Here is a 26449-nt window from a genome sequence, read left to right as displayed (position 1 = left end):
AATACTTACAAATCACACATCCAAGTTGGCTACTTGCAGTGCGTTCGCTTCAATGAAGTTACGGCGCGGTTCAACTTCGTCACCCATTAGGGTGGTGAAAAGCTGATCTGCTGTAATTGCATCTTCAATGGTTACTTGTAGCATACGGCGTGATTCTGGATCCATTGTCGTATCCCAAAGCTGCTCTGGGTTCATCTCACCCAGTCCTTTGTATCGCTGGATGTAATGGCCGCGACGGGATAGATCAAGAAGCCAGTTGATGCCTTCTTCAAAGTCAGTTGTCTCACGTGTACGTTCACCACGTTTAAGGTAAGCACCTTCTTCCAATAAACCAGAAAGGGTAGCCGCCATTTTAGTGATCGACGTGTATTCACGTGAAGCGAAGAACTCTTCATTTAGAACATAGTCGTGTGATACGCCGTGCTGAAGCATCACAACTTTAGCAACATAGTTACTGTGCTCTTTGTCTTCTTCAACAAGGCACTGGAAGCTAACCGCCTTATCAGAATAACCTGCTAGTGCATCATCAAACGCGTCACACCATTCAGCAACCGCCGCTTGATCGGTCATATTTTCACGAGGAAAAGCTGCAGGTACGTCTAATAAGGATTTAAGCAGTGCATATGGGTACACACGTGACATGCGGTTAATTGTACGAATCACACCGCGATAGTCATGTACCAGCGTTTCAAGCTCGGCACCACCAATACCAGGGGCCTCTGCATTTACATGCAGTGTCGTGCCGTCCAGCGCGCCCTGTAGCAAGTATGAGTCTAGGGCTTCGTCATCTTTCAAGTACTGTTCTTGCTTGCCTTTTTTGATCTTATAAAGCGGAGGCTGAGCAATATAGATGTAGCCACGCTCGATCAGTTCTGGCATTTGACGGAAGAAGAAAGTCAGAAGCAGGGTACGGATGTGCGATCCATCCACGTCGGCATCGGTCATGATGATGATGTGGTGATAACGCAGTTTGTCCGGGTTGTACTCTTCACGACCGATACCACAACCTAGTGCGGTGATCAGTGTGCCAACTTCTGCTGAGCTAAGCATCTTATCGAAGCGTGCTTTCTCAACGTTAAGAATTTTACCTTTAAGCGGTAAGATCGCCTGCGTTTTACGTGAACGGCCCTGTTTAGCCGATCCACCCGCAGAATCACCCTCCACTAGGTATATTTCAGACAGTGCAGGATCTTTTTCCTGACAGTCAGCAAGTTTACCGGGAAGGCCTGCAATATCGAGTGCGCCTTTACGACGTGTCATTTCACGGGCTTTACGCGCCGCTTCACGGGCACGTGCCGCATCGATCATTTTGGTTACAACGGCTTTGGCTTCTTGCGGATTCTCACGCAGGTAGTCGCTCAGCAGTTCACCCATTGTTTGTTCAACAGCAGATTTAACTTCTGATGAAACCAACTTATCTTTGGTCTGGGAGGAGAACTTAGGATCGGGTACTTTCACCGATACAATCGCCGTTAAGCCTTCACGGCTGTCATCACCTGTTGTGCTGACTTTACCGCCTTTGTTCAGGCTTTCAGACTCTATGTAAGTATTCAAAGAGCGTGTTAACGCCGCACGGAAGCCTGAAAGGTGAGTACCGCCATCGCGCTGTGGGATGTTGTTGGTAAAACAGTGGATACTTTCCTGGTAGCTATCATTCCACTGCATAGCGACTTCTACAGCCACACCGGTTTCATGATCAGCTGTAAAATGGAAAACTTTGTTAACCGTCGTTTTATTGGTATTTAGGTAATCTACAAAAGAGCTTAGACCACCTTCGTACTCAAAGATCTCTTCACTCGCTGAACGCTCATCTTTAAGAACAATACGTACACCGGAGTTAAGGAATGACAGCTCACGTAGACGCTTAGCCAGTATCTCAAATTTGAAAGAACGATTATTTGTAAATGTATCTTCTGAAGGCCAGAAACGCACCATTGTGCCACTGGTTTCAGTTTCACCAACAACCGTTAATGGAGACTGGGGATCACCATGATGGTAAACCTGTTCATGTACTTCGCCATTACGACGGATAGTCATCTTCAGTTTAGAGGATAGGGCGTTTACAACTGAAACACCTACACCATGAAGACCACCTGACACTTTATAAGTGTTGTCATCAAACTTACCGCCGGCATGCAGTACAGTCATGATAACTTCAGCGGCAGATACACCTTCTTCTTCGTGGATATCCGTTGGGATACCACGGCCGTTATCTGAAACCGTTACACTTTCATCTGGGTGGATAACCACTTTGATTTCACTACAGAAACCTGCCAAAGCTTCATCGATTGAGTTATCGACAACCTCAAATACCATATGATGCAGACCGGTACCGTCGTCTGTATCACCAATGTACATGCCTGGGCGTTTCCTTACTGCATCAAGGCCTTTTAGTACCTTAATACTCGAGGAATCATAATCTTGATTATCTTCGCCGCTCATCCAAGTCTCCTAACGCATCCGTATGCGAGTTAGCAAAGGCTACCTTCTGCAATACGAAATGTGGCTATATCCGTTTGTGGATCCCAATGCGACTTTAGCGCACGGTCATCAACACAAGTTATAAAACATTGGTTAGAGCTTTGCTCTAACACTTTACAGAACAATTCTCCGTGTACTTGATCTAACTCTGACGGTAGGTCATCTATTAGATAAATACATGGGCGGCTGTTCATCCGCTGAAACAGTGCGCCTTGCGCAAGCTTAAGGGCACTGACGACTAATTTCTTTTGTCCACGGGATAAACGCTCTGCAGCATTATGACCATCCACCTTCAAACGTAAGTCTGCACGTTGAGGCCCGCTGCCAGTAAATCCTTGACGAAGATCGCGTTCAAAACTGCTCGCTAAAACCTCATCAAGTGGACGCTTTTTATCCCAGCCAGTGCTAAACCCCAACTCAATTTTCATACCTGCTAATAGCTGTGAAACCACTTGATCAAACTCAGGTTTCAGTAAACTCAGATACTCTTTTCTTAAGCGGGTTAGCTGATCTGAAAAACCGATAAATTCCCGATCCCAAACCTGGCGTAACTTATTGTCAATCCTACCACATTTCAGCAATGTGTTTCGCTGTTTTAATACTCTTCTGAAGCCTCTCCACAGCTGAATAAACGCTTTATCTGCATGAAACACGCCCCAATCAAGAAATTGACGCCTTACCGCTGGAGATCCCTCTAAAAGCATAAAGGTATCGGAGTTAATAACCTGTAGAGGAATGAGCTCAGCCAAGGTAGAAAGATCGATATCTGCGCCCTCATAGCGCATTCGAACATCGCCCTCAACAGGCCTCTCAACGCCTAAGGATTGCTTTAGGCCCTGCACCATAGGATCAATGGTGCCGAATACGATCGATGAGGATTGATCATTCTGAACTAAATGGCGTGTTTTTTTGGTCCGAAAAGAACGTGTCAGACCCAGAATATTGATCGCTTCTAAAATACTGGTTTTACCACTGCCATTTTCGCCACAAATAATATTGATAGCGGGAGAGGGCTCAAAACTGATTGAGCTAATATTTCGGACGTGCTGAATCTGTATTTTAGATATGGACATCAGGCGGGGAAAAAGTATGGGGGCTGTGATAAGCCCCCAAGTTTTGAATCACATGCATGTAACACTAGCTAAGCTATGCCTTACATACGCATTGGCATAACAACGTAAACACTACCTTCTTCGTCAAACCCTTCTACCAGCGCACTGGAGTTGGAATCTGAGAGAGTTAGACGCACAACATCAGAGTTAAGAATTGATAGGCAATCTAATAGGTAATTCACGTTAAAGCCAACTTCTAAGCTTTCACCGTCGTAATCAACCGCTAAGGTCTCTTCAGCTTCTTCCTGCTCAGGGTTATTTGCCATAACTTGCAGATAACCTGGAGAAAGCGCTAAACGCACACCACGGTATTTTTCGTTCGATAGGATCGCAATACGGCTAAGTACCTGACGTAGCTCCATACGGTCGCTAAGTAGAATCTTGTCGCCATTTTTCGGGATAACGCGCTCATAATCCGGGAATTTGCCATCAACGAGCTTAGAGGTAAACGTAAAGTCACCTACATGTGCACGGATATGGCTTGCGCCGATTACAAGTCTTAATTCATCTTCACCATTCTGCAGCAGGCGAGCCAGCTCCAAAATACCTTTACGCGGCACGATGATTTGATGCTGTAGACCTTCTTGAGCTTCTACACCTGTAACGCTCGTTGCAAGACGATGCCCATCTGTAGATACAGCACGCAGCTGACCTTCGGCAATCTCAAGCAGCATACCGTTCAAATAGTAACGAACATCCTGCTGAGCCATCGAGAAGCCAGTTGAGTCGATTAGGTTACGCAGCTGCTGCTGAACCATACATAACTCAAGTGTTTCTGGACTGTCTTCAACATTTGGAAATTCTGCTGCAGGCAGGGTAGATAGGCTAAAGCGACTGCGTCCTGCTTTAATTACCATTTTCTGACCGGTTAGCGTCAGTTCAATCCTTGCTGTATCTGGCAGCGATTTACAGATATCCATCAGCTTACGTGCGGGCACTGTGACAGAACCGGCTTCTGCAGGCTCATCCAGTGTCACGCGTCCAACGAGCTCGACCTCTAGGTCTGTACCCGTCATGGACAGCTGATCTCCTTCAGCTACCAATAAAATATTGGATAGCACTGGCAATGTCTGTCTACGCTCAACCACACCTGCAACCAATTGCAGCGGCTTTATTAGCGCTTCACGTGAAATGACAAATTTCATCGTTTACCCACCTACCTTTAATATATGGCCGGTCTAGCCCGGTATATTTACGCCGTTAAATGACGCAGTAAATTCTTATAATCTTCTCTAATATCCGAATCACTCTCACGAAGCTCTTTTATCTTACGACAAGCATGGAGCACCGTAGTGTGATCTCTACCACCAAAAGCGTCACCAATTTCTGGCAAGCTATGGTTGGTAAGCTCTTTAGATAAACTCATCGCCACTTGGCGAGGTCTAGCTACAGAACGACTGCGTCTTTTAGACAGCAGATCAGAAACCTTAATTTTATAATAATCAGCTACAACTCGTTGAATATTATCAATACTAACCTGTTTATCCTGCAATGCCAGTAGGTCTTTAAGAGATTCTTTAATAAAAGGTGTTGTAATTGCACTGCCCGTGAAATGAGCATTGGCAATAACACGCTTTAAAGCACCTTCAAGCTCACGTACATTGGAGCGTATCTTCTGCGCAAGGAAGAAGGCGGAATCATCAGGTAAACGTACACGCGCTTCATCTGCTTTCTTCATCAAAATAGCAACACGTGTTTCTAATTCTGGCGGTTCAATAGCAACAGTGAGTCCCCAACCAAAGCGAGACTTCAAGCGTTCTTCAACACCATTAATCTCTTTAGGATAGCGATCACTGGTCAGGATCATCTGCTGACCACCCTCTAACAGGGCATTAAACGTATGGAAAAACTCTTCTTGTGAACGCTCTTTACCAGCGAAGAATTGAATATCATCAATCAATAACGCATCAACAGAGCGATAGTAACGTTTGAAATCGTTAATCGCATTTAACTGTAGCGCTTTCACCATATCCGCAACGAAACGTTCAGAGTGAAGGTAAACGATCTTAGCGTTAGGGTTACGCTTTAACATCTCGTTACCAACCGCATGCATCAAATGGGTTTTACCTAAGCCTACACCACCATAAATAAAGAGGGGGTTGTAAGATACGCCAGGGTTATCACCTACCTGCCTTGCAGCCGCTAACGCTAGCTGGTTCGATTTACCTTGTACAAAACTTTCAAAAGTAAACGATTGGTTCAGGTTTGATTGCGGGTGCTTCAAGCCACCTTCAACATCCACAGTACGCTCTATAACGGGCTGCGAAGGAGGAGTAGGCATATGCATCGGCATCTGGATCTGAGAAGGCTCAGGATCTTGGATACCCGGCTGAAAAATATTTTCTCTTGGCGCTTCAACTACAGGTGCTGGAGCAGCCTCAGCTTGAACAGCGACGGGTTCCTGAGTCGGTGTAAAAACGGGCTGTGGCTCTCTCACTATAGGTGAAGGAGCAGGGCGTCTAGCGACTGCTGCAGTTCTAGGGCGAGGCGCAACACCTCGGTTGTTTGCAACTTCTAAAGCAACTTCAGTCGATATGTCGCCGCTGACATCACAGACAACTTGGCGAATACGAGAAAGGAACTTGTCATTCACCCAATCACGGACAAAACGGTTTGGCGCAACCAGAACTAACCGCTCAGCACTATCCGGGCCCACCTTTAAAGGTCGGATCCAAGTATTGTATTGCTGAACCGGAAACTCATTCTGAAGGCTGTTTAAACAACGCGCCCAAAGATCCGTCGACATAGGGGAGAGGCCCTTCTCTTATCCTGTAATTATGATTATTAGTAATGACTCTGAAGGAATATTAAAAAGCTATTGAATAGCTATATTAAAGAAGCAGCAGAGTTATATAGAGATTCTAACGACTTCTGAATCACTTATCCACAAAGCAATAATCTTTTTTTCACTAAAAACTCAAGTTTATCAGCCTGATACAACCCTTATAGGTCGTGGCCTTGGCGAGAGTTATTCGTTCCTCAAAAACCAATGACTAACAACTAACTCACTTTTAATCCCCAGAGTTATACAGTCCTAGAAACGCAAGCTTTAGTAGCTTTGCATTGGTTATCCACAGAAAAGGCGTTTTTAATAACATATTCACTCAAAATGCATCTGTTACGCTGTATTCACTTACCTATTAACCCATAGAAAGAATACTGCATAGAAATATAGGCAAATGAGAAACTATTTTACGCGTAGGGAATACAGCTATTAATGACTCATAGTGATGCTCCAATGCCGGAAGTAAAAACTGCACTAAAAACCAAAACACTGCACTTAAGCGACTAGCGCTAAGTAAAATAGGACGTAATTCGGCCATGAATTCACACTTAAAACGCAATTTTTATGAAAAAACAGTGATTATTAGTAAAAATAGATTGAACACACCCAACAAATTCACTAGAATTTCGCCTCTATTTTTTCGCGTGGCTCTTTTGCTGCGTATTTCAATTATCAAACGCGTTCGCAGGATTGTCCGATGAAAAGAACATTTCAACCAAGCGTATTAAAGCGTAAACGTACTCACGGATTTCGTTCACGTATGGCTACAGTAGCTGGACGTGCGGTTATTAACCGTCGTCGCGCTAAAGGCCGTAAACGCCTGTCAGCTTAATGGCTGACAGAACGGTCTGGTTTATTTGAATGACCGAATTCAGTTACCCACGCCGGTTACGTCTGTTAACCGGTAGGGACTTTCAAAGTGTGTTTGACGACGTACAGTTGAAGGTACCAGACCAGCCTCTCCTCATACTTTCTCGCCCTAATAATCTAGGCCAAGCTCGTATTGGTTTTGTTATTTCTAAAAAAAATGTTCGTCTAGCGGTGAAACGAAACCGTGTTCGGCGTATCATTCGCGAATCATTTCGTCTTAATCAACATAATTTACCCGCTGTGGACATTATCATCCTTGCTCGTAAGGGCTTAGGGGAGATAGAAAACCAAGATGTTCATAAGCTGATGAAAAAGTGCTGGTCGAGATTAAATAATAAATCGAGAAAGTTAAAGAAAACCTGATTTGGTCCTTAAACCCATGGATGTACAGCGCATTATTCTCATTGGAGCACTCTGTCTGATCAGCTATATGCTGGTGCTACAATGGAACCAAGACTACGGTCAGCCAGCAGAAGCTCAGCAAGCAACAACATCTGTTTCTGCTTATGAAACTCAGCCCGTTGCTACAGATCTACCAGCAGCAGATGATTCTGCACAGAAAGGTGATCTACCTGCGACAGCCGTTCAAGCTCAGCAAGCATCTCTTATCGATGTTAAAACTGACGTATTGAATGTAGTTATTGATACTAAAGGCGGCGACATTATTCAGGTCTCTTTACCTGACTATAAAGCATCTTTAGGTTCAGAGCTGCCATTCGTTTTACTTGAACAAACTTCAAACCGCACTTATGTATCTCAAAGTGGTTTAGTCGGCAGAAATGGTCCTGATGCAAGTCCTAATGGACGTCCTACGTATACATCAGCACAAAGTGAATTTGACCTAGACGGCCAAGAATCAATTTCTGTTGATCTAACCTACACAACTGAAGACAGCGTTCAAATTACGAAACGCTACACTTTCAGTAAAGGTTCTTACGAAGTTGGACTTGAGTTCATCGTTAATAACCAGTCTTCTGAAACATGGAAAGCTAACTTGTTTGGCCAGATCAAACGAGACCGTAGCGATGATCCTACTTCCACGACAGAAATGGGCATGCAGTCATATTTAGGTCCTGTTTTCTCTACACTAGAAAACAACTACCAGAAGTATGACTTTGACGATATTGATGACAGCCCATTTAAAGAATCGAGTAAAGATGGTTGGGTTGCGATGTCACAGCATTACTTCCTAAGTGCTTGGATTCCTGAAAAGGGTGCAGAATATAACTACCAGTCTCGTAAACTGAACGGTAATTATATTGTTGGCTTCCTTTCACCTGATTTCAGTGTTCCAGCAGGAGAGAGCAAAACAGTTACAGCTAACTTCTTTGCTGGACCTAAAGACCAAGAGATCATGGAACTTGCTGACCAGGATCTAGACCTTACTGTTGATTATGGCGTACTGTGGTGGATTGCTTCTCCTCTTTATATGTTACTTAAATGGGTCTATGGCCTAGTCGGTAACTGGGGTCTTGCGATCATTGGTATAACAATAATTGTTAAAGCAGCCCTGTTCCAACTTAACGCAAAAGCCTTTAAATCAATGGCTAAAATGCGTAAATTTGGTCCAGAGATGACGCGTCTTAAAGAGCTTTATGGTGATGATCGCCAGAAAATGTCTCAAGAGATGATGAAGCTTTACCAAAAAGAGAAGATCAATCCTCTTGGTGGTTGCTTACCTATCGTTGCACAGATGCCTATCTTCATCGCCCTTTACTGGGTATTGATGGAGTCAGTTGATCTTCGCCATGCTGAATTCTTATACCTAGCGGATTTATCTGTTAAAGATCCATACTTCATCCTACCTATTATTATGGGTGCAAGTATGTTCATTCAACAGATGCTTAACCCAACGCCTCCGGACCCAATGCAGGCGAAGATTATGAAGATGCTTCCGATCATGTTCACATTCTTCTTCCTATGGTTCCCAGCGGGTCTGACTCTATACTGGGTAGTGAACAACATTCTGTCTATTGCTCAGCAGTATGTGATCAATAAGCAGATCGAAAACGAGTAAACTTATTTCTACATGAGATAAAACTACTCTTAAAAAGCCGCTACTTAACTAGCGGCTTTTTTGTGCCTGATCCTTAAAGCACAAAATGATAAACTCCACTCTATTCATTTAGTTAAGGCCTGAAGAGATCCCTATGTCATTAACCATACAAGACACCATAACAGCACAGGCAACACCACCCGGTCGTGGTGGAGTCGGTATCGTGCGTATTTCAGGCCCTAAAGTTAAAGAGATCGCCGATCAAGTATTGAAGACGGAGTTAAAACCAAGATACGCTTACTACGGTCCATTTTTTGATCATAATGAGCAGGAGATAGATCAAGGTATCGCTCTCTATTTCCCTGGCCCTAACTCCTTTACCGGTGAAGATGTACTCGAACTTCAAGGCCACGGCGGGCCCATCATTGTTGACCTTATCCTAAAAAGAGCGATTGAGCTGGGGGCACGTTTAGCAAAACCCGGTGAGTTTTCTGAAAGAGCCTTTTTAAATGACAAGCTCGATCTAGCACAAGCAGAAGCAATCGCAGATCTGATAGACAGTTCTTCAGAACAGGCTGCACGTTGTGCCATTCGCTCATTACAGGGAGAATTTTCCAACCGTATTCATGAACTTGTTGAAGCACTCATCCACCTGCGTATCTATGTTGAAGCAGCCATTGATTTCCCTGAGGAAGAGATAGACTTTCTCGCAGATGGGAAGGTATTAAATGATCTAGGGTGCATTCTTACCAAAGTTAACGATGTACAAGCTGAAGCGAAGCAGGGAAGTTTACTGCGCGAAGGGATGAATGTCGTGATCGCAGGCAGGCCAAATGCGGGTAAATCTAGTTTACTTAATGCATTGGCAGGGCGTGAAACTGCAATTGTTACAGATATTGCGGGAACAACTCGAGATGTTTTAAGAGAGCATATTCATATTGATGGCATGCCTCTACATATTATCGATACAGCAGGATTACGCGATTCACCCGATGAAGTCGAGCGTATAGGCATAGACCGTGCGTGGCAGGAAATTAACAAAGCCGACTTGGTTCTTTTAATGGTCGACAGCCAAAGTATTGCTACCGATGATCCCGAGAAAATTTGGCCTGAATTTGTCCACCAGCTCCCAGATTCAAGCAGAATTACCGTCATTAGAAACAAAGCAGATCTAAGTGGTGAAACGATCGGGGTACGTGAAGCTCATGACCATACGACAATTACTCTCGCTGCAAAATCTCAGGACGGCATAGAGCTTTTAAGAGATCACTTAAAACAGTGCATGGGCTTTAGTGCGACAACAGAGGGTGGCTTTATGGCAAGACGGCGTCACCTAGATGCATTAGAACGCGCTCATTCATTATTGAGTATTGGCTATGAGCAATTAGAAACAAATGGCGCGGGGGAGCTTTTGGCTGAAGATCTGCGTCAAGCGCAGCAAACATTGAACGAAATAACGGGCGCTTTTTCCTCTGACGATCTACTCGGCCGTATATTCAGTTCATTCTGTATAGGTAAATAAAACAAGTATTTATACTAAGCTATAAAAAACAGGAGTAATTCAAATCTATCACTTCGAAAACTAAGTAACTGAGCTACACTTAAAAAGTTTTCGATTCGAGTTGTGCTAGGAAAGATAGATGACAAACACACTACAGTTCGCTGCTGAAAAACCTGAAGCTCCCAGTAATAACTTACCTCCGTGGAAAGTTTTAATTGTTGATGACGAAGACAGCGTTCATAGAATCACACAACTTGTATTAAAAAGTGTGACTTTTGATAACCGGCCCATAGAGTTAATTGAAGCTCATTCAGCCGCGGAAGCGACCGCTGTTCTAAAAGAAGAGGGCATAGAAATAGCCCTTGCATTGATCGATGTAGTCATGGAAACGGATGATGCTGGTTTGAAGCTTATCCAAGTTACCCGTGAAGAACTTAAAAATGATATGACGCGTATCGTTCTTCGTACAGGCCAACCCGGCCAAGCCCCTGAAGAACGCGTGATACAAGAATATGATATCAACGACTATAAAGATAAAACCGAACTAACTGGTACTAAGCTAAAAACCCTTATCTATACTTCATTACGCTCATATAGAGATATTAGAACAATTGACCAGCAGCGTAGGTCTTTAGAAACAGTGATAGGGGCTATTGGGCAAATAAACCAAGTTAACTCTTTGAGCTTACTTGCTTCGGCTATTTTGGACCAACTAATCTCTTTGCTTAACTTTGAGCCAGACTCTATTTATTGCAGTACACGACGTATCTACAAAGATATGCCTATATTTACTGTATTGGCAGCAACCGGAAGCATGCAACCTCTGTTAAACGAAGAAAAGAGCTGTAAATCTCCTTTTCAATACAATGAAAAGGAATTACCTCAAGATCTGCAAACTATTTTTAATAAAGCATTGGAAGAAAAAAGGTCCATTCATACTCAGGATGGTTATATTGCATATCATTCAGGTATGAGTGGTGCTGAAAGTCTTTTGTATATAAAACATCGAAGCAACATAGATGAACACGCTAAGCACTTACTAGAGATCTTCAGTGCCGATGTCATATCAACCTACCACACTCTATTACTTAAAGAAGAGATTCAAGAGACCCAAGGAGAGCTGATCTACATTCTAGGTGAAGCAGTTGAAAAGCGCTCTAAAGAGACCGGAGCGCATGTAAAACGTGTTGCCGAAATTTCAACAATACTTGCTGCGGCTTATGGCGCTAGTGACTTTTTTATAGAAAATATCAAACTTGCATCGCCTCTACATGACCTTGGTAAGATTGCGATTCCTGACGCCATTCTTAATAAACCAGGGCCTCTTGATCCAAAAGAATGGGAAATAATGCAAACCCATGCAGAGATTGGCGAGTGTATGCTTGTAAATTTTGATAAACCTATATTTCAACTAGCTGCTCAAATTGCAGGGAGCCACCATGAAAAGTGGGATGGATCTGGCTATCCTAAAAAATTAAAAGGTGAAGAGATCCCTCTCTGTGGTCGAATCACCGCAATCGCGGATGTTTTTGACGCGTTAAATAGTAAGCGCTGCTATAAGGAGGGCTGGCCTATAGAGAAAACACTAGATTACTTAGACTCAGAAAAAGAGAAACAATTTGATCCTAAACTTATAGAGCTCTTTCAGGAAAATTTAGATGATATCCTGAATATCTGTGAAAGCTACCCTGACTAATATTAGGATGGCCATGTCTATATTAAGAGATAAAATTCACTCAAAAATAATATCAGGTCGTTTAGGTAAACGATTTGTTATCTTCATTTTAGCCTTTAGTTCTTGCTTTACGGTTTTGAGTACCAGCATACAATTAGCATTAGATTACCGTGCTGATATAAGCCGAATTGAGCAACAGTTTAATAATATTGAAAACTCATACTTACAAACCATAACCCTCAGTATATGGTCCTTAGACGATTCTCAAATTGAAACCCAACTAGCTGGATTGAGTCAGCTCCCCGATATTGAATATGTTTCCATTCTTATTGAAGATGAGATCAGTTGGGAACAAGGTGAGGCACGTTCTTCCGCCACAAAAACAATAGATTTTCCCCTTAACTACAGTGCACCAGGTATTGCTCCTCAAGATATTGGAGTACTTCGCGTCACCGCCAGTATTGATAACATTTACAATCGCTTACTTGATAAAGCAGGCATCATTCTTGTCAGTAATGCAATTAAGACATTTCTAGTTTCCGGCTTCATACTGTTTCTCATCTGGTTTTATATTACCCGCCACTTGAGCAGTATTTCCTCCTATTTGAAAGAGTTAGATTTTGAAAAACTAACAATCCCCCTCAATCTCAGTAAAAAAGTTGAAGAGGATAAGCTTGACGAAATCGATGCGGTAGTCAGTACAATCAACCATATGCGCATCAGTCTGCATAAAACCTATAAAGAACTTCATGAAAATAAAAAGCATCTTCAATCGCTTGTAGAACAGAGAGATGCTTTGCTGGAAAGTGAGCTTCAATACAAAGAAACACTCGAGCAAAGAGTGTCTGAACGCACACAACAGTTAGAAAGTTCGATGAACAATCTACGCTCTGCACAAGACTTACTTGTTGAAACAGAAAAAATGGCGGCATTGGGCAATATGGTGGCCGGTGTTGCTCATGAAATAAACACGCCTATAGGCGTTTGCCGTACCGCTTCTAGCTATCAGCAAGATAATAGCCATGAGATCCGAAAAAAATTTGAAGAAGGTACTTTGACACAAACAGATCTGAATACTTTTTTAGATGATCTAGATGAATCCAGTGCACTCTTTGAAACGAATATAGTCAAAGCCAGTAAATTAATAACCAGCTTTAAATTGATAGCAACGGATCAAAGTGACGATGCAATTCAACACTTTAATCTTTATAAATACCTAAAATCATCCATCCAAACGATCTACCCTCAATTCAAAAACCGCCGGGTGAATTTTAATTTAGATATCCCTGAGGATATCGAATTAGACAGTTATCCCGGTGCATTACATTATGTTCTAAGCAACCTAATCAATAACTCAGCGATTCATGGTTTCGAAGAAGAAGAGGGTGGAACCATATCAATTTCAGCAAAAACAGATCAACAAAACTTACTGCTGACCTATAGCGATAATGGACGAGGCCTATCAGAAGAGGAAAGTAAAAAAATATTTGAGCCATTTTTTACCACTAGACGTGGCAATGGGGGCAGCGGCCTAGGGATGTCTATCGTTTACAATATCGTTTCAAACCAGCTTAAAGGTAAACTAGAACTGCAGAAGGCAGAAACAGAGGGCTTTTGCTTAATGATTATCATGCCTTTGGCTATCATTATCGAGCCAAACCCACCTGCTGAGTAAGCAACTAGCAACTTAAAATATACTACTGATTTGGTAGAAACCAATAACGAGCATTATGTGTTGGGGTGTCCTTTGCTAAAAAAGGGTTGGTCAGCTTAATAATATCTTTATTAGACCACTGATCTAATGGGAACAAATGAGATGTCACCGGGTGCGTCTTCATATGATGTAAAAAAGTACCATTATCAATCGCTCTATTTAAGCCCTTCTCAATTCTACTAGCAAGCTGGTGATCGTTAGGCCCAACAAAAAAATACATGGGAAATGGATAGTAGATAATAAGGTCCGAATACAGCTGCATATCTGCGTATTTATGCTGTCGGGCTTTAATTTCAGAGAAGGCCTCATGAAGACCTCTAGGGAAGAAATCACACCTACCCGCATCTAATTGCCTGAAAAGGAGCTCATATATAGGCCCCCTTTTAACAGGAATACCTGAGTATTCTAAAATATCCGAATCAGGCCAATGCAATCCTTGGCAGGCCCTCATCTTTTGTAATTGGGATAAGGTCTTTACCTTTTGAAAATCATTTATTCGATCACTTCTGATCAAACTTACCCTAAACCCAAGTAATCCCTTCACTAAAGGCACTCTAATGGGTGTAAGTTCCTTCTCCCTTTCTATCGTTGTGCCGGCCCAATATACATCTATTTCACGCCCTCTCTTTAACTCAAAGAGGGCTCGCCCTTGTTCCATCTGCGTACTATATACAATCTCAACGGCACCATATTCTTCTGATGTTAGATCCAGAGATAACTGTAAAAGTTCTGAGAAGTAATTATGGCTGGCATCATAATTAGATTGAGGAGGGATCACCCTAATGTTTTCAACTGCATGTACTTGGACAGTAAAAATACTGATAAAAATGGCAAACCGTAAATACATTAAGCACACCCTAAAAATATAACTAGGGAAGCTACAGAAAAATCCGCAGCACCTCAGGTTTACAGATCAGTTCAAGATAACGATTACAAACGTGCAGGTTACCTATCGAAAATAGCTCGCAATGAAATTAAATCGCTCTGTAAGTGTAGTTAAGAAAACGGCTACCTGAACCATTCAAGCCGAAACAGGCGATAGTTTTCATCAATTTCCTTATAAGTAAGTAATCACTATTCAAGTAGCTGGAAATTTCTTTGCAAACACGGCTTTAAACTGTCATTTATCCTTACACAAACTATTCAGATCAATCCCCTAGCTTCCCACAAGTAAGTCAAAAGTTATTATCAGCTTATCCACAAAAGAACTAAACGAAATATAGTCACTGACTTATTATTTTTTGGGTACAAGTACGTTAGTAACTAGGAATTACCATTAAGTAACAATAACTTACCGTTTACATATATCTGATTGCGCAACGATCAAAATAGAATATCCTTTATAGCCTTAAAAGTTATCTACAAACACTGTGCATAAACTGTATAGGTGTAGGAACGTAACTAGGGTATAACTCTGTGAATAGATAGGGCTGTGTATAAGTAACCTATATATCCACAACTTACACGGAGGGTATGCAGACTATATATCCACTATTTATGCGTACTTATCATTGCTCTAACATCATGATAATAAAGAATAAAAGCTGATTATCACCAGAAAACTGCTTACTTAATAATAACTATAATTATAAGAAAACATATATATATATACTTTAAATAATATAATTCTTTACTTAAAAAGAAGCTAAACAGTATTGTATAAAAAATGATCATTCCTAATACCGCTAAGTAAATGTATAATCAGCGGCCATTTCAGAACTCTTATTTTCCATACGTGCTTAAAAGTCTTAATCAGATCTAACAGCATTCTTTTTAGAGGTATTACAACAGTGGATTTTCCAACCCACTTTGATGTCATTGTTATTGGTGGCGGTCATGCAGGAACAGAAGCAGCTTTAGCTTCTGCTCGTACAGGTGCAAAAACTTTATTGTTAACCCATAACATTGAAACCTTAGGACAGATGTCATGTAACCCTGCTATTGGGGGCATAGGCAAAAGTCACTTGGTTAAAGAGATTGATGCATTAGATGGCGCTATGGCACGTGCGACAGATAAGGGAGGAATTCAATTTAGAATATTGAATTCACGTAAAGGACCTGCTGTAAGAGCCACACGTGCTCAAGCAGATCGAATACTCTATAAAGCTGCCGTTAGAGAAATATTAGAGAGTCAGCCAAATCTTGATATTTTTCAGCAATCGGCTGATGACTTAATCATTGAAGGTGATTCAGTCAAAGGTGTTGTTACTCAAACGGGGATACGTTTTAAAGCTAAATCTGTTGTATTAACGGCAGGGACTTTCCTCGGTGGAGTCATCCATATAGGTTTAGAAAATCATTCAGGAGGTCGTGCAGGCGATCCTCCATCAATTGCATTAGCAAAACGTTTGCGTGAACTTCCGTTTAGAGTTGATCGACTCAAAACCGGAACGCCACCAAGAATTGATGCGCGAAGCGTTGATTTCTCATTAATGCAAGAACAGCCAGGTGATACACCAACACCTGTTATGTCATATATGGGTCAGTTAAGTGATCATCCTAAGCAGATAAGTTGCTATATCACTTATACGAATGAAAAGACCCACGACATATTACGTAGTGGTCTTGATAGATCACCCATGTATACGGGTGTTATTGAGGGAGTGGGACCACGCTACTGTCCTTCGATTGAAGATAAGATCATGCGTTTTGCCGATAAAGACCAACATCAAGTATTCGTTGAACCTGAAGGTTTAACAACTTATGAGCTTTATCCAAATGGGATATCAACGAGTTTACCCTTTGATGTTCAATTAGCGGCTGTACAATCAATCCGTGGTTTTGAAAATGCGCATATTGTTCGACCTGGCTATGCCATAGAGTACGATTTCTTCAATCCGCAGGATCTGAAACACACACTAGAAACCAAATATATGGATGGTCTCTACTTTGCCGGTCAGATTAACGGAACAACGGGTTATGAAGAAGCGGGTGCTCAAGGTTTATTAGCGGGAGCGAATGCGGCTTTACGTGCGCTCGATAAAGAACAGTGGTACCCACGCAGAGACGAAGCGTATATCGGTGTTTTAGTTGATGACTTGATCACTTTAGGTACATCTGAACCTTATCGTATGTTTACCAGCCGTGCTGAATATCGTTTGATTCTACGTGAAGACAATGCGGATCTACGTTTAACGGAAAAAGGTAGAGAGCTAGGTTTAGTGGGGGATGAACGTTGGCAAGCATTTTGTGAAAAGAAAGAATCGATTGAACGTGAACAGCAGCGTTTAAAAGAGACTTGGATTCAACCTGGATCTGCTGAGGCGAATGAACTCGCTCCGAAATTGAAGACTCCTCTTTCGCGTGAATATAATTTAGCTGATCTACTGAAGCGTCCAGAATTATCTTATCGAGATATTGCTGATTTGAAGGGTGAATCGGTTAAAAATAATCAAGTTTCTGAGCAAGTTGAGATTCACAATAAATACGCGGGATATATTGATCGACAGAAAGATGAAATTGAGCAGATGCGTCGTCAAGAGAATACCGCACTGCCTGATGCATTTGACTATGATCAAGTGGGCGGTTTATCAAACGAATTAAAAGCGAAGCTAAAAGAGATCCGCCCTGAGACAATCTCTCAGGCATCAAGAATCCAAGGAATGACACCGGCAGCGATTTCGCTACTGTTGGTTTATTTGAAAAAACATCAGTTAAGTAAAACAGGGCAGGCCACTACTTCATGAACCATGTTACTCAAGAAGCATTAGAGTCTGCTCTGCTGAAAGGTATTAAAAAATTAGGTTTAGATATTGATGAGTCAAAAGTTGAGCAATTGATTCGTTATCTAAATTTATTAATCAAATGGAACAAGGCGTACAATCTAACAGCAGTGAGAGATCCGCTGGAGATGGTAAATCGTCATTTGATTGATAGCTTAAGTATTGTACCGTTTGTCAAAGGTAAGAGAATTATTGATGTGGGTAGCGGCCCAGGTCTTCCGGGTATTCCTTTGGCTATATGCTATCCAGATCTGCCGGTTACTACTTTGGATAGTAATGGCAAGAAAACACGCTTTCAGCTTCAGGTTAAAACAGAGCTGTTGCTCGATAACCTCACAATCGTGAATAATCGAGTTGAAAATTGTGATTTTGAACCTTTTGATCAAGTTATATCCAGAGCTTTTGCATCAATTAGCGATATGATCAACTGGACACAGCAGCTTTGTCATCAAGAAGGTGTTTTTCTTGCTATGAAAGGTCTGTATCCTGAAGATGAATTATCAGCTTTACCTGAAGGTTTCGAATTAAAAACTTGTCATCGTTTGCAAGTACCAGAGACTGAAGGGGAAAGACACCTACTCGTTTTAGGGAGACGCTAGGCGTGGCAAAGATCTTAACGATCACAAACCAGAAAGGAGGCGTAGGGAAAACAACTACCTGCGTTAATCTGGCAGCTTCATTGGCTGCTACCAAAAAACGGGTGTTGCTGGTGGATCTTGATCCTCAGGGCAATGCCAGTATGGGTAGTGGTATTGATAAACACGCTCTTGAAAATACGGTATATGAAGTTTTAACTGACAAAGTTCATATCAGTGAGGCGATCAATCGGGATACGGTGGGTGGTTATGATCTTATTGGGTCTAATGGCGATCTAACCGCAGCAGAAGTTGAACTGTTACAAATTCCGCGACGTGAGTTTCGCCTGAAAATGGCGCTTATGGAAGTGGCGGATGATTACGATTTTGTTTTGATCGATAATCCACCCTCATTAAATTTATTGACTGTGAACGCGTTAGCCTCTTCCGCAGGTGTCATTATTCCGATGCAGTGTGAATATTATGCCCTTGAAGGTATATCTGCATTGATTGGCACGATCGATAAAATTAATAAACGATTGAACCCCGCTCTTAAAATTGAAGGGATCTTACGTACAATGTTTGATCCGCGTATGAGTCTGACAAAGGATGTATCTTCACATCTAGTTGAGTATTTTGGTGATAAGGTCTATCGCACCGTAATTCCAAGAAATATTAGACTCGCCGAGGCACCTAGCCACGGCTTACCCGCGTTGCTATACGATAAAAATTCGCGTGGTGCTGTTGCATACCTTGCATTAGCAGGAGAGCTCATTCGCCGTACAAAATTAGAAGAAAAAGAAAAATCACAGGAAGCATAATCGATGGCTAAAAAACGTGGACTGGGAAAAGGTCTAGATGCTCTATTGTCGAGCGTTAATGACGTTGAAGAGAAAGTATCGACACCGGAAGCGGAAGCAATCGATGGATACCGGTTGTTGCCTGTAGATGTAATTCAGCGTGGTCGTTATCAACCACGTCGCGATATTGAACCTCAAGCGCTTGAAGAGTTAGCTAATTCAATTAAAGCGCAAGGGGTGATGCAACCAATCGTTGTTCGCCCTATTGATTCAGATCGATATGAGATTATCGCGGGTGAACGTCGTTGGCGTGCAACACAGATGGCTGAATTATTCGAAATTCCAGCGATCGTCAAAGATGTGCCTGATGAAGCGGCCATTGCCATGGCCCTGATTGAAAATATTCAGCGTGAAAATTTAAACCCGATTGAAGAAGCTATATCTCTTCAGCGGTTACAGGAAGAGTTTGAGCTTACTCAGCAGGAAGTCGCTGATGCAGTTGGCAAATCTCGTTCGGCAGTAACTAACCTTTTGCGTTTAATGAATTTGACAGATGAAGTCAAAAAAATGCTTGAGTACGGTGATCTAGAGATGGGTCATGCACGTGCATTACTCTCTCTTGAGTCAGAAAAACAGATTATGGCTGCTCATGAGATATCCGGCCAAGGTTTGTCTGTACGTCAAACTGAAGCTTTGGTTAAAAAGCTACAGCAAGAGAACGAACCTGCGGTTGAAAAGAAAAAGCCAGTAGAAAATGTAAGGCTTAATGAGCTTGCTGGAGAGCTTTCAATTCGCTTTGCAACCAACGTCGCTATTTCTGAAAATGCCAAAGGAAAAGGCAAAATTACTATCAATTATGACGATGCTGAAACATTAGATTCTATATTAGAAGTCCTTAAATAACGGCAAGAATTACTACTTTGGCACCTAATAAAACTGACATAACGCACATAATGCTACGACATTAGTGCAAATGCGTAATATGGCGGTTGTCTCAACCGCTCTAAGCTCATATAATCGGCACGCTTTTGGGCTATGTGTGCTCCCAAATAGGGCAATGTTAGGAATTGTGTTTAAAGGTTGTATTTAATGACAATGGACAACTCAAACCAGAAACAAGGTGTCCATAGTCGAAAAACCCGAAAACAAATTTTTAGAATATTCCTATTACAAGCTGTTTTATGTGTAGTTGTTGCAACTGCATTGTTACTTGATAGTAAGATGACAGCTTGGTCAGCATTATTAGGTGGTGGTTTATATATATTACCTAATCTCTATTTTGCGCACCGTGCGTTAACTTTTCGCGATAAACAATCTGCGGGAAGAGCGTTAGCCGAAATGTATGTGAGCCAAATATGGAAAATGGGAATAAGCATACTGGCATTTGCTGCTGTGTTTATCTTGATTCATCCTCTGAATCCATTTTCCCTATTTGGCACATTCATCTTGATGCAGATCACAGCGTGGTTCGCTCAGATGAAACTAAATAATCGATTCCTAAAACTTTGAACGAGAGAAACTGAGAATGGCTAGTGAAGGCGGAACTCTCACCTCCTCAGAATATATTTCCCACCACTTAACCAATTTAACATTTGGTAAATTGCCTGAAGGCGTTTCACGCTACGATGGCTCAGTGGTAGGTGAGGGTGGTACTTGGACATTTGCACATGGTGCTGAAGCAGCTGATATGGGCTTCTGGGCAATCAACGTAGATACAATGGGTTGGTCTATTGTTCTAGGTGTATTGTTTACTTGGTTGTTTAGTAAAGTTGCGAAATCTGCGACTTCTGGCGTGCCTGGAAGTACACAGAACTTTGTTGAAACGATTATTGAATTCGTTGATGACAACGTTAAAAGCATTTTCCATCATAAAAATCCAATGATAGCGCCGCTATCACTTACGATTTTTGTATGGATCTTCCTGATGAACACAATGGATTTGATTCCTGTAGATTGGATTCCTTTCATTGCATCAGAGATGGGTATTCCTTACATGAAGGTTGTACCTACAACAGATATCAATGCAACAGCAGGTATGGCTCTTAGCGTATTTGCACTGATTGTATTCTATAGCATCAAGCAGAAAGGCTTGGGTGGTTTCTTAGCTGAACTATCTTTCCAGCCTCTTGGTAAATGGATGCTTCCGTTCAACTTGTTCCTAGAACTTGTCGGCCTGTTCGCTAAGCCAATCTCTTTGGCTCTTCGACTGTTCGGTAATATGTACGCTGGTGAAATGATCTTCATCCTGATCGCTTTACTACCGTTCTGGGCGCAATGGGTACTTTCTGTACCTTGGGCAATTTTCCATATTTTGGTAATTACCCTACAGGCGTTCATATTCATGGTCCTAACGATTGTTTATATGGCTATGGCATATGATCACCATTAAGGGTGATTGTTCATAAAGAAGAAAAGCAGTAAATAAAAGATTTTTTTAAATTTTAAACTTAAGTGGAGATAAAACTGATGGAAATGGCATTGCTGTACATCGCTGGTGCGCTGATGTTGGGTCTAGGCAGCGTAGGTGCTGCGGTTGGTATCGGTATCCTAGGTGGTAAATTCCTAGAAGGTGCTGCTCGTCAGCCTGAACTGATTCCTCTTCTACGTACGCAGTTCTTCATCGTAATGGGTCTAGTAGATGCTGTACCTATGATCGGTGTTGGTCTTGGTTTGTACGTACTGTTCGCTGTTGCGTAAGTAACTACAAGTCGTAAGACTGACTTGTCGATTAACTTAATCAACCGCGAGAGGTAATGGCGTGAATATCAATCTAACCATCATTGGTCAGGCCATCGCTTTCTTTATTTTTGTTGTTTTCTGCATGAAATATGTATGGCCACCTATTACGGCCGCACTAGCAGAGCGCAAAAAGAAGATTGCAGAAGGTTTGGACGCTGCTGATCGTGCTGAGCGTGATTTACAGTTGGCTCAAGAAAAAGCCACTGAAAATATGCGTAAAGGCAAAGAAGAAGCAGCCGCCATCATTGAACAGGCTAACAAGCGCGCTAACCAGATCATCGAAGAAGCTAAAGATAAAGCTGTTGAAGAAGCAGGTCGTGTTAAAGCGGCAGCTACAGCTGAACTAGAACAGGAAGTTAACCAGGCACGTGAAACTTTACGTGGTCAGGTTGCTACTCTAGCCCTAGCGGGTGCAGAGAAGATTCTAGAAGCATCTATTGATGAAAAGGCACATGCTAAGCTTGTTGAAAAACTGGCCGCTGAGCTTTAAAGCGAGGTTTAACGATGGCTGAAGTCAACACTGTCGCTCGGCCTTATACCAAAGCAGCTTTCGAGTTTGCAATGGATAAGGGTAACCTTGATCAGTGGTCTGCTCTTCTCTCTTTAGCTGCAGCTGCAGTTGAAGATGAAAAAGTAGCGAGTGTACTGAACAACCCTGCACTGACAGATTCTCAGAAAGCTGACCTTATGGTTAGCATTTGTGAAGATGCAGATGAAGCGGGCAAGAATTTCCTTAAGCTTCTAGCTGGGAACAAACGTTTGGCATTATTGCCTGAGATCGCTCAACAGTTTAATACACTGAAAGCTGATCAAGAGAAGTCACTAGATATTGAAGTGACAACTGCGTTTGAACTGCTAGATGCCCAGCAGGAAAAACTTGCACAGGCACTGAAAACCAAACTAGGTCGTGATGTAACACTGACTGCACAGGTAGATAAAACTATTCTGGGTGGTGTGGTAGTTCGCACAGACGACTTAGTGATCGACGGCTCCGTTCGTGCTCGACTTGCGAAGTTGGCCGAAGCGATGAATTCCTGAGGGGAATAAAGCATGCAGCAACTGAATCCTTCTGAGATCAGTGAGATTCTCAAGAAGCGCATTGAAAATATCGATGTGACTTCAGAAGCCCGTAATGAGGGCACTGTAGTAAGCGTTTCCGATGGTATCATTACGATCCACGGTCTTGCTGACGTAATGTACGGGGAAATGATCGAATTCCCTGGCGGTATCTATGGTATGGCTCTTAACCTTGAGCGTGATTCCGTAGGTGCTGTTGTATTGGGTGACTACCAGGACCTAGTAGAAGGTGCTACTGCACGTTGTACTGGACGTATCTTGGAAGTGCCAATTGGTCCGGAACTGCAGGGTCGTGTAGTAGACGCTCTGGGTAACCCGATCGATGGCAAAGGCCCAATCGATACTAAATTAACTGACGCTGTAGAAAAGGTTGCACCTGGTGTAATCGAACGTCAGGGCGTAGATCAGCCAGTTCAGACTGGTCTGAAAGCAATCGATTCCATGGTGCCGGTTGGCCGTGGTCAGCGTGAGCTGATCATCGGAGACCGTCAGATTGGTAAATCTGCGATTGCAATCGACGCTATCATCAACCAGAAAGGTACAGGCGTTAAATGTATCTACGTTGCAGTAGGCCAGAAACAGTCTACTATCGCTAACGTTGTACGTAAGCTTGAAGAGCACGGCGCAATGGATCACACCATTGTTGTTGCTGCTGGTGCCGCTGATCCTGCAGCAATGCAGTTCTTGGCTCCATACGCTGGTTGTACAATGGGTGAATACTTCCGTGACCGCGGTGAAGACGCTCTGATCGTATACGATGACCTGACTAAACAGGCATGGGCTTACCGTCAGATCTCTCTATTGCTCCGTCGTCCACCAGGTCGTGAAGCATACCCAGGTGACGTATTCTACTTGCACTCTCGTCTACTTGAGCGTGCATCGCGTGTTAACGCTGACTACGTTGAGAAATTCACCAATGGTGAAGTTAAGGGCCAGACTGGTTCCCTAACATCTCTACCTGTAATCGAAACACAGGGCGGTGACGTTTCTGCGTTCGTACCAACTAACGTAATCTCCATCACTGATGGTCAGATCTTCCTAGAATCTGACTTGTTCAACTCAGGTGTACGTCCAGCTATCAACGCTGGTCTATCGGTATCTCGAGTAGGTGGTGCGGCTCAGACTAAAATCATCAAGAAGCTAGGTGGCGGTGTTCGTCTAGCATTGGCTCAGTACCGTGAGCTAGCAGCGTTCGCACAGTTCGCTTCTGACCTTGATGACGCGACTCGTGCTCAGCTTGAGCATGGTCAGGCTGTAACTGAGCTAATGAAGCAGAAGCAGTACTCCCCAATGTCTATTGCTGACATGGGTCTGAGTCTGTTTGCTGCCAACGAAGGTTACCTATCTGGTGTAGATCTGAACAAGATCCTAGACTTTGAATCTGCGTTGATCTCTTTCTTCAACAGCGAATACGCTGATCTGATGACTGATATCAACAAGTCTGGCAGCTACTCTGATGAGATTGCTGCACAGTTCAAAGCTGGTATTGAAAAGTTCAAGTCTACCCAAACTTGGTAAGAGCTCGTTACGAGTGAGTGATCTGCATGAAGCGATTCATGCAGATCTAACACTAAGTCAAGGTTAATAGGCGGAACTATGGCAGTCGGAAAAGAGATTAAGACAAAGATTGCGAGTGTGCAGAGCACGCGGAAGATTACCAGCGCTATGGAAATGGTTGCTGCTTCTAAGATGCGTAAAGCACAGGATCGCATGGAGTCATCTCGGCCGTACGCCCGGAGTATCCGTGGTGTAATTCAGCACCTAGCCAAGTCTAATCCTGAGTACAAACATCTGTACATGCAGGATCGTGAGACTAAACGCGTTGGTTTTATTGTTGTTGCAACCGACCGTGGCTTGTGTGGTGGTTTGAACGTGAATGCGTTCAAAGTAGCTGTTAAAAGCATGAAAGAGTTCCATGATCAAAATATCGAAATTGATATTTGTTCACTAGGTAGCAAATCTGCGACGTTCTTTAAGAATTTCGGCGGAAATGTAGTTGCTGCTAAAGCTCAGTTAGGTGATGCCCCTGAAGTGGCTGACCTAATTGGTGCAGTGAAGGTCATGCTTGATGCTTACGACGAAGGCAAACTGGATAAATTGTACGTTGTATCTAACGAATTCGTTAATACAATGACCCAGGCGCCAAAAGTTGAACAACTGCTTCCACTTAAGGCAGAAGATGACAATGAAGGTCTCAATCATCACTGGGATTACTTGTATGAACCGGATGCTAAAGAGCTGTTAAACGGCTTGCTGGTTCGTTACATAGAGTCCTTGGTCTATCAGGCCGTGGTTGAGAACAATGCCTGTGAACAGGCAGCACGAATGCTGGCAATGAAGAATGCAACTGATAATGCCGGCGATATGATCGGCGAGCTTGAAATGATTTATAACAAAGCTCGTCAAGCGGCGATTACTCAGGAAATTTCTGAGATCGTTAGTGGTGCTGCGGCTGTTTAATGCAGTAAACAGGTTAAATTTTAAGAGGATCCGAACATGAGTAGCGGAACTATTGTTCAGATTATCGGCGCTGTTGTAGACGTGGAATTCCCACGCGCATCAGTACCGAAGGTTTACGACGCGTTAACCGTCGGTAAAACCGGCCTGACATTAGAAGTTCAGCAGCAGCTGGGCGACGGTGTTGTACGTGCAATTGCAATGGGTCAGACTGAAGGCGTAAGCCGCGGCTGGGAAGTTGAAAATACTGGTGCGCCAGTTTCTGTACCTGTTGGTACAGCGACTCTAGGTCGTATCATGGACGTACTTGGTAACCCAATTGATGAATGTGGCGATATTGGTGAAGAGGCGCGTATGCCTATCCACCGTAAAGCCCCTTCTTATGAAGAACAGTCAGCGTCTAACGACCTACTAGAAACTGGTATCAAGGTAATTGACTTGGTTTGCCCGTTTGCGAAAGGTGGTAAAGTTGGTCTGTTTGGTGGTGCTGGTGTAGGTAAAACAGTAAACATGATGGAGCTGATCCGTAACATCGCGATCGAGCACTCAGGTTTCTCTGTATTTGCTGGTGTAGGTGAGCGTACTCGTGAGGGTAACGACTTCTACTATGAGATGAAAGAATCCAACGTATTGGATAAAGTATCTCTAGTATACGGCCAGATGAATGAGCCTCCAGGTAACCGTCTTCGCGTAGCGTTGACTGGTCTTACTATGGCGGAAGCTTTCCGTGACGAAGGTCGTGACGTACTGTTGTTCGTAGACAACATCTACCGTTACACTCTTGCGGGAACAGAGGTATCTGCACTGCTAGGCCGTATGCCTTCAGCGGTAGGTTACCAGCCAACACTAGCGGAAGAGATGGGCGTTCTTCAGGAACGTATCACTTCTACTAAGAAAGGTTCTATCACATCTATCCAGGCTGTATACGTACCTGCGGATGACTTG

The 26449-nt window shown here is 42.9% G+C and carries 24 protein-coding genes; 18 read left to right on the top strand and 6 right to left on the bottom strand.

The genetic code is table 11. The features are described 5' to 3' along the window. Window positions 1-12 precede the first annotated feature (12 nt). The 5 genes from gyrB to B4K11_RS09055 all read right to left on the bottom strand — a co-directional run bounded on the left by gyrB (window position 13) and on the right by B4K11_RS09055 (window position 6916). The gene (gyrB, locus tag B4K11_RS09075; protein ID WP_292957462.1) at window positions 13-2442 is read right to left on the bottom strand and encodes a DNA topoisomerase (ATP-hydrolyzing) subunit B; all 2430 of its coding nucleotides are present in this window, start codon (window positions 2440-2442) and stop codon (window positions 13-15) included. A gap of 29 nt (window positions 2443-2471) precedes the next feature. Then, the gene (recF, locus tag B4K11_RS09070; RefSeq protein WP_292957459.1) at window positions 2472-3554 is read right to left on the bottom strand and encodes a DNA replication/repair protein RecF; all 1083 of its coding nucleotides are present in this window, start codon (window positions 3552-3554) and stop codon (window positions 2472-2474) included. Between the two features lie 80 nt (window positions 3555-3634). Beyond that, complete coding sequence (gene dnaN / locus B4K11_RS09065) at window positions 3635-4738, bottom strand: DNA polymerase III subunit beta (RefSeq protein WP_292957456.1); 1104 nt, start codon at window positions 4736-4738, stop codon at window positions 3635-3637. Window positions 4739-4785: 47 nt separating this feature from the next. Beyond that, window positions 4786-6339 (bottom strand): chromosomal replication initiator protein DnaA, encoded by a 1554-nt coding sequence (gene dnaA, locus B4K11_RS09060; RefSeq protein ID WP_292957453.1) that lies wholly within the window; start codon window positions 6337-6339, stop codon window positions 4786-4788. Window positions 6340-6733: 394 nt separating this feature from the next. Next, a complete protein-coding gene (locus B4K11_RS09055; RefSeq protein WP_292957450.1) occupies window positions 6734-6916 on the bottom strand; it encodes a hypothetical protein in 183 nt (60 codons plus the stop codon). Window positions 6917-7075: 159 nt separating this feature from the next. Here B4K11_RS09055 and rpmH point away from each other — a divergent pair, with 159 nt between their 5' ends. From rpmH to B4K11_RS09025, 6 genes are all read left to right on the top strand, one after another. Next, window positions 7076-7210 (top strand): 50S ribosomal protein L34, encoded by a 135-nt coding sequence (gene rpmH / locus B4K11_RS09050; protein WP_292957447.1) that lies wholly within the window; start codon window positions 7076-7078, stop codon window positions 7208-7210. A 29-nt stretch (window positions 7211-7239) separates the two neighbouring features. Continuing rightward, window positions 7240-7611, top strand: coding sequence for a ribonuclease P protein component (gene rnpA, locus B4K11_RS09045; protein WP_292957444.1), 372 nt, complete (start codon window positions 7240-7242; stop codon window positions 7609-7611). A gap of 16 nt (window positions 7612-7627) precedes the next feature. Next, entirely contained in the window at window positions 7628-9265 is a 1638-nt protein-coding gene (gene yidC / locus B4K11_RS09040) for a membrane protein insertase YidC (protein ID WP_292957441.1), read from the top strand. A 133-nt stretch (window positions 9266-9398) separates the two neighbouring features. Then, entirely contained in the window at window positions 9399-10766 is a 1368-nt protein-coding gene (gene mnmE, locus B4K11_RS09035; RefSeq protein ID WP_292957438.1) for a tRNA uridine-5-carboxymethylaminomethyl(34) synthesis GTPase MnmE, read from the top strand. A gap of 118 nt (window positions 10767-10884) precedes the next feature. Next, on the top strand, window positions 10885-12441 hold the full coding sequence (locus B4K11_RS09030; protein WP_292957435.1) for a DUF3369 domain-containing protein: 1557 nt from the start codon (window positions 10885-10887) through the stop codon (window positions 12439-12441). A gap of 13 nt (window positions 12442-12454) precedes the next feature. After that, entirely contained in the window at window positions 12455-14095 is a 1641-nt protein-coding gene (locus B4K11_RS09025; RefSeq protein ID WP_292957432.1) for a sensor histidine kinase, read from the top strand. A gap of 22 nt (window positions 14096-14117) precedes the next feature. On the opposite strand, the gene B4K11_RS09020 is transcribed toward B4K11_RS09025, so the two are convergent. After that, window positions 14118-14981 (bottom strand): hypothetical protein, encoded by an 864-nt coding sequence (locus B4K11_RS09020; RefSeq protein WP_292957429.1) that lies wholly within the window; start codon window positions 14979-14981, stop codon window positions 14118-14120. A 943-nt stretch (window positions 14982-15924) separates the two neighbouring features. Here B4K11_RS09020 and mnmG point away from each other — a divergent pair. The 12 genes from mnmG to atpD form a co-directional block, all read left to right on the top strand. Further along, window positions 15925-17820, top strand: coding sequence for a tRNA uridine-5-carboxymethylaminomethyl(34) synthesis enzyme MnmG (gene mnmG, locus B4K11_RS09015; protein WP_292957426.1), 1896 nt, complete (start codon window positions 15925-15927; stop codon window positions 17818-17820). After that, complete coding sequence (gene rsmG / locus B4K11_RS09010; RefSeq protein WP_292957423.1) at window positions 17817-18455, top strand: 16S rRNA (guanine(527)-N(7))-methyltransferase RsmG; 639 nt, start codon at window positions 17817-17819, stop codon at window positions 18453-18455. The genes mnmG and rsmG overlap by 4 nt, the downstream gene beginning before the upstream one ends. 2 nt (window positions 18456-18457) lie before the next feature. Next, window positions 18458-19252 carry a ParA family protein gene (locus tag B4K11_RS09005; protein ID WP_292957420.1) on the top strand — a complete coding sequence of 265 codons (795 nt, stop codon included), beginning with the start codon at window positions 18458-18460 and terminating at the stop codon, window positions 19250-19252. A gap of 3 nt (window positions 19253-19255) precedes the next feature. Beyond that, window positions 19256-20134 carry a ParB/RepB/Spo0J family partition protein gene (locus B4K11_RS09000; RefSeq protein WP_292957417.1) on the top strand — a complete coding sequence of 293 codons (879 nt, stop codon included), beginning with the start codon at window positions 19256-19258 and terminating at the stop codon, window positions 20132-20134. A 186-nt stretch (window positions 20135-20320) separates the two neighbouring features. Next, the gene (locus B4K11_RS08995; RefSeq protein ID WP_292957414.1) at window positions 20321-20740 is read left to right on the top strand and encodes an ATP synthase subunit I; all 420 of its coding nucleotides are present in this window, start codon (window positions 20321-20323) and stop codon (window positions 20738-20740) included. A 16-nt stretch (window positions 20741-20756) separates the two neighbouring features. After that, on the top strand, window positions 20757-21620 hold the full coding sequence (atpB, locus tag B4K11_RS08990) for a F0F1 ATP synthase subunit A (protein ID WP_292957410.1): 864 nt from the start codon (window positions 20757-20759) through the stop codon (window positions 21618-21620). Between the two features lie 77 nt (window positions 21621-21697). After that, a complete protein-coding gene (gene atpE / locus B4K11_RS08985; RefSeq protein WP_067867929.1) occupies window positions 21698-21928 on the top strand; it encodes a F0F1 ATP synthase subunit C in 231 nt (76 codons plus the stop codon). Between the two features lie 61 nt (window positions 21929-21989). After that, window positions 21990-22460 carry a F0F1 ATP synthase subunit B gene (locus B4K11_RS08980; protein ID WP_292957407.1) on the top strand — a complete coding sequence of 157 codons (471 nt, stop codon included), beginning with the start codon at window positions 21990-21992 and terminating at the stop codon, window positions 22458-22460. Window positions 22461-22474: 14 nt separating this feature from the next. Then, on the top strand, window positions 22475-23008 hold the full coding sequence (locus tag B4K11_RS08975; RefSeq protein WP_292957404.1) for a F0F1 ATP synthase subunit delta: 534 nt from the start codon (window positions 22475-22477) through the stop codon (window positions 23006-23008). Between the two features lie 12 nt (window positions 23009-23020). Continuing rightward, on the top strand, window positions 23021-24565 hold the full coding sequence (atpA, locus tag B4K11_RS08970; protein ID WP_292957401.1) for a F0F1 ATP synthase subunit alpha: 1545 nt from the start codon (window positions 23021-23023) through the stop codon (window positions 24563-24565). 78 nt (window positions 24566-24643) lie between these two features. After that, window positions 24644-25507, top strand: a complete 864-nt coding sequence (gene atpG / locus B4K11_RS08965; RefSeq protein ID WP_292957398.1) for a F0F1 ATP synthase subunit gamma — start codon at window positions 24644-24646, stop codon at window positions 25505-25507. 36 nt (window positions 25508-25543) lie between these two features. Further along, a partial coding sequence (gene atpD, locus B4K11_RS08960) for a F0F1 ATP synthase subunit beta (protein ID WP_292959335.1) occupies window positions 25544-26449 on the top strand: 906 nt, incomplete at its 3' end.

Source organism: Neptuniibacter sp. UBA6509 (genome assembly GCA_002435145.1).
Classification (GTDB): Bacteria; Pseudomonadota; Gammaproteobacteria; order Pseudomonadales; family Balneatricaceae; genus Neptuniibacter.
The sequence above is the reverse complement of the archived record's forward strand: the minus strand, read 5'-3'. Positions and strand labels throughout refer to the sequence as shown.

Bases quoted from the DNA above. Each gene is read 5' to 3' on its own strand.
- gyrB (WP_292957462.1), bottom strand. From the start codon at position 2,442: ATGAGCGGCGAAGATAATCAAGATTATGATTCCTCGAGTATTAAGGTA.
- recF (WP_292957459.1), bottom strand. From the start codon at position 3,554: ATGTCCATATCTAAAATACAGATTCAGCACGTCCGAAATATTAGCTCA.
- dnaN (WP_292957456.1), bottom strand. From the start codon at position 4,738: ATGAAATTTGTCATTTCACGTGAAGCGCTAATAAAGCCGCTGCAATTG.
- dnaA (WP_292957453.1), bottom strand. From the start codon at position 6,339: ATGTCGACGGATCTTTGGGCGCGTTGTTTAAACAGCCTTCAGAATGAG.
- B4K11_RS09055 (WP_292957450.1), bottom strand. From the start codon at position 6,916: ATGGCCGAATTACGTCCTATTTTACTTAGCGCTAGTCGCTTAAGTGCA.
- rpmH (WP_292957447.1), top strand. From the start codon at position 7,076: ATGAAAAGAACATTTCAACCAAGCGTATTAAAGCGTAAACGTACTCAC.
- rnpA (WP_292957444.1), top strand. From the start codon at position 7,240: ATGACCGAATTCAGTTACCCACGCCGGTTACGTCTGTTAACCGGTAGG.
- yidC (WP_292957441.1), top strand. From the start codon at position 7,628: ATGGATGTACAGCGCATTATTCTCATTGGAGCACTCTGTCTGATCAGC.
- mnmE (WP_292957438.1), top strand. From the start codon at position 9,399: ATGTCATTAACCATACAAGACACCATAACAGCACAGGCAACACCACCC.
- B4K11_RS09030 (WP_292957435.1), top strand. From the start codon at position 10,885: ATGACAAACACACTACAGTTCGCTGCTGAAAAACCTGAAGCTCCCAGT.
- B4K11_RS09025 (WP_292957432.1), top strand. From the start codon at position 12,455: ATGTCTATATTAAGAGATAAAATTCACTCAAAAATAATATCAGGTCGT.
- B4K11_RS09020 (WP_292957429.1), bottom strand. From the start codon at position 14,981: ATGTATTTACGGTTTGCCATTTTTATCAGTATTTTTACTGTCCAAGTA.
- rsmG (WP_292957423.1), top strand. From the start codon at position 17,817: ATGAACCATGTTACTCAAGAAGCATTAGAGTCTGCTCTGCTGAAAGGT.
- B4K11_RS09000 (WP_292957417.1), top strand. From the start codon at position 19,256: ATGGCTAAAAAACGTGGACTGGGAAAAGGTCTAGATGCTCTATTGTCG.
- B4K11_RS08995 (WP_292957414.1), top strand. From the start codon at position 20,321: ATGACAATGGACAACTCAAACCAGAAACAAGGTGTCCATAGTCGAAAA.
- atpB (WP_292957410.1), top strand. From the start codon at position 20,757: ATGGCTAGTGAAGGCGGAACTCTCACCTCCTCAGAATATATTTCCCAC.
- atpE (WP_067867929.1), top strand. From the start codon at position 21,698: ATGGAAATGGCATTGCTGTACATCGCTGGTGCGCTGATGTTGGGTCTA.
- B4K11_RS08975 (WP_292957404.1), top strand. From the start codon at position 22,475: ATGGCTGAAGTCAACACTGTCGCTCGGCCTTATACCAAAGCAGCTTTC.
- atpA (WP_292957401.1), top strand. From the start codon at position 23,021: ATGCAGCAACTGAATCCTTCTGAGATCAGTGAGATTCTCAAGAAGCGC.
- atpG (WP_292957398.1), top strand. From the start codon at position 24,644: ATGGCAGTCGGAAAAGAGATTAAGACAAAGATTGCGAGTGTGCAGAGC.